The following is a 3,994-nucleotide window of genomic DNA, read 5'->3' on the forward strand; positions in this document are numbered from 1 at the left end:
GGCTGATGAACTCGCTCCCGACCTGGTTGCTCTGAACGCGGTGGGCTAGGAGACGGCATCGCAGCTGCTGCTAACCGCAGGAGACAATGTTGACCGCCTGCGCTCCGAGCCCGGGTTCGCCGCGCTGTGTGGCGTCAATCCCGTACCGGCGTCTTCGGGCAAGGTCACCAGGCACCGCCTCAACCGCGGGGAGATCGGGCTGCAAACAGCGCCCTTCACATTATTTCGCTTGGAAAACTGCGAACTGATCCGAGAACCGAGGCTTACGTTGCCAGGCGATTGACCGAGGGCCACTCCAAACTGGAGGCGATCCGATGCCTCAAGCGGTATATTGCTCGTGAGGTCTATTCCGTGATCCGGCGACGCAATCGGGAGATCGGTAGCATCCAAACTGCTGCTTGACACTTAGAAGGGCGTCCAGGGCAGTCAGTTCAGTAGCTTCGCCTTTACCGCCGTGCTCAAGGATGCCGAGATCGCGATCAGCATGGACGGCCGTGGGCGCTGGATGGACAATGTGTTCATCGAACGGCTGTGGCGATCGCTGAAATACGAGTGCGTGTATCTCCACGCGTTCGAGACCGGCTCGGAGCGGCGCGCTGGTCTGACCCGCTGGATCGGCTGCTGCAATGGGGACCGACCGCACTCCGGGATTGCCGGACAGACCCCCAATGAGGCTTATGGGGTGAACGAACACCGACCGGTCGAGGGGCCCACCCCGACATCCGAAACACTCCAACTGGCGGCGTGATCGAAACCTCGGATTAGCTTGGCAAAGCCGCCAAACTGTCCAAACGATCGGGACCACCTCACCGTTTCCTCCAGCTAATATGTTGATAAGCGTTTGTTTTGTATCGACATTTAGATGCTCTGCGCACGTTCGTGCTTCATGCCTATGTTCCAGATGCGCAGTAGGCGCCGCGATTAATTCCGCCAGGACGCTTGTCCGGAATACGGAACATCCCTTGTTAATAAGGGTGATAACTCCCAACCCGCAGTAGAAGGCGGCTATGAGGTGTGGCATGCAAGCTTAACGTTGTCTGTTAACGATTGCTTAACGAGCCCATCAATTGTCAGCCGAGGGCAGGTGGTGGCTTCGGCACATAAGCGCGGCGCTGTTGCTACAAATAATACCGGGGTTCATCGCCGAATGGTTGCAGCATGGGTTGGGTCGTTAGCCGACATGGTTGGGCTAAAACCGAAGCGACCGGTACCGAGCAGGCGCCTAGTGCAGCGCACGCTTGTGGATCCCCCTCGCACGGATGTGTTCGACCAACGATTGCAGGCCATTTTCGAGGGCACTCAACCAACCTCAACACGAGCGATCGGCGGCAGTCTTGAGCTCGTTGGCTTGAGCCAAATCCGACCCGCATTGGGCGTGACCTGGGACATGGTGCGTGACCGCGTGCGCCAGATTACCGAAGCCGAGCTACAAAGGCATTTGGGACCGCTTGACCTTTACCGCATCTATAATGCTTCAACCTATCTAATTTGCCTTTTTGAGCTATCCGAAGCAGACGCTCGCAATAGGGTTGCCCTTATTTCTCAGGGCATCCGCGACACCTTGGCGAAAGAGTTCCCCTTCATACGAGACCGCGTCCGTCCCGAGTCCTTCCTCGGTACGTTGAATGGTGTGGCCTTGCACAACGGCGACGGTAAATTAGTCGATCGATTGTTTAAATATACGCGCGCGATCAAGGCCGAGGCACATCGCAAGGCCGCAGGTAGCACGCGTTCGTTAGTGGAGCGTTCACGAGTTCTATTTTCACCCTGCTGGAAGCGATCCAGGAATGTGGTTGCACTCAACCGTTGCATTTTGGATGCCAAAGGACGCGGATCCGTCAACAGTCAAATCAAGTTGCGATATGGCAGCTATGGAGAAGCAGCTGCGGACTTGGACTTTCTCGTTCTGTCGCGCGTAGCAATGACGCTGTATGAGTTAAAGCATCTAGGACGTGCAGCACCCGTCTTAGTCCCTGTCCAGTATGAAACGCTTAGCCATCCCCGGAGTTTTGCGACCTATAGTAAGCTGATTGAATCGGTTCGCGCGCAATACCGCCCTCTGATTGCGCTGCAGATTATGGACATCGACAGCTCACATACGTCGCATGCAATACTGGAGATCGTGCATAAACTCTCGCCGTTGGTGAGGTGGCAGTCGTTGACATTCGATCTTTCCGACCCACGCATTGCCGAGTGCGCGCAACCTCCTGTCTGGGCGCTAGCGACGGACCTCAGTACACGGCGGAGCACTGACGGTTCAGTCTACCAAAAGCTATGCCAACTCCGCGCGATAGCCTCCACCGTAGGGCTAAATACCATTGCTCGGGGAATTGATTCTGTCGGCCTTGCTCAAGTTGGGGTCAAGGCAGGCATCACCTATATGGACGGTTCAGCGGTCCAGCCCCTTTCTTACAGCCCCCGAGCGATCGGTCCTCTTTCGACAATGCCATTCGGCTATTCATCGAGCGATTTCGTAAAGCGCTGGCAAACCTGACCGCAGGATAACATCTGTCGCTTGGCATCGTACTCAGCGATGGCCCCAATTTTTTTTGCGCGGGATGCTATCTGCCTAGCGGCGCCCGTGGCACGCACTTAAATAGCCTCCTCAGCATGCATCATGGAAAAGCCGGCCACCGCGGAACCCGCCGCGGTGGCCGCCCCGATCATCCCAAAAAGAACAGGGGCGGCGCAGGCAGGAACGTTAAGCCGAAAACCGCCCAGCCCTGCGCTGGGCCAAATTGTGCATTGTTCAAATCCATCTCCGCAGTCCATTCGGTACACGGGGCAAACCTGCCTAGTTGCAACGAATTTAGTAAAATTGTTAGGAAACCGACTACCTATCGTTTGGGATCGTCGGTCTATTGGGAGCAATCTATTAACCGGACCCCGGTCGCGGCAAATCGGAGGAAAGTATGGCTTTGTCCAAACTCTGGTCCCTTTAATGACCCGTCAAGTTGAGCGCGCGTAAAAGTCCTTCAATGCGCAGGCCGCTTGCAGAGCACTGGTCATAGAGAAAAGCTAACAGTTTGGTTGAGATCGGAGTTTAGGTGCGCGAAAGTATTCTTGGACGTATTAAGAGGCTTTTTGTCAGCGACGTCGAAAGTCCTGGCCATGTGGCAATATCCGAAAATTGCCAGAATTCGCGCGGTCAAACTGCAGCAGCACAGGCCGGCCACGTTCGCCGCATCATTGGTCAGTTGGATGAACAGGGCTTCCCATCCTTGCTTGGTGGTTGCGTTCAGTTGTTGGGGCTCGACCGGATCAAGGGGCGCCTTGGGCCCCGGTGGATAAATGTAGCAGAAAAAGCCCTTGTCATCGCTGAAGAAGTTCTTTTCGAGCGTCTTGGCTACGGGGACATTTATCGTCCTATCGGTGAATTTGCATTTCAAATTTGTTTTGAAACAAATGACGAAGCCGAAGCCGAACTCCAAGTGCAACGCATCGCAGAGGCCATTGACGACAGGATTGGAAGCGAACTGGTCGAGACAGAGCGGGCAGTGTCAGCCGACACTTTCGTAGCCCGGGTGCCCAGTGCGCGCATTCGCGATGCCAAGGATCCAATGTCTGCTCTTTATGCCAGTCTGACGGCCATCCGAGATGCGGTTAATGCTAGCGCAATTAAACGGCACAGTATTCCAGCCCTTCGATATGCCGGAGCACTGTTCCAGCCCCTATACTCGAACAGGGACTTTGGCAGGACCAAAAATCGGTGTGTGTTGGATACGTTGGCCGGAGCTGCCGCAGCCAAACACCTCGAAGAAATTGAACACCTCGATGATTTGATTGAGGCCCTTGCCAACCTGGATTCCGTCCTGTTCGCCAAAGCAATCGAGGGATTGCATCACGCCCTAGGTGACGTGAAACGCGCTACGATTGTTATCCCAGTTCACTTCCAAACGCTTGCGTCCAGACAGCCTGACTTCATGGATCTGGCACTGACCTTGCCACTCGCTTACCGCAAGTTCGTGCTGATCGATTTGATCGGGGTCCCCAC

Annotated in this window: 2 protein-coding genes and 2 pseudogenes; all 4 read left to right on the forward strand. The window is 55.4% G+C overall.

Features of this window, described 5'->3' with window-relative positions; translation table 11 throughout:
* A pseudogene (locus WH91_RS23385) lies at positions 1–402 on the forward strand (transposase); the annotation flags it as partial.
* A gap of 16 nt (positions 403–418) precedes the next feature.
* Positions 419–765: pseudogene (locus WH91_RS10245) on the forward strand (transposase); the annotation flags it as partial.
* Between the two features lie 460 nt (positions 766–1,225).
* The gene (locus WH91_RS10250; protein ID WP_046170921.1) at positions 1,226–2,494 is read left to right on the forward strand and encodes a hypothetical protein; all 1,269 of its coding nucleotides are present in this window, start codon (positions 1,226–1,228) and stop codon (positions 2,492–2,494) included.
* Positions 2,495–3,047: 553 nt separating this feature from the next.
* Positions 3,048–3,994, forward strand: a 947-nt coding sequence (locus WH91_RS24215; RefSeq protein WP_144408363.1) for a hypothetical protein, incomplete at its 3' end; no start/stop codon positions are given.

The sequence above is a fragment of the Devosia psychrophila genome (assembly GCF_000971275.1).
GTDB classification, from domain to species: Bacteria; Pseudomonadota; Alphaproteobacteria; order Rhizobiales; family Devosiaceae; genus Devosia; species Devosia psychrophila.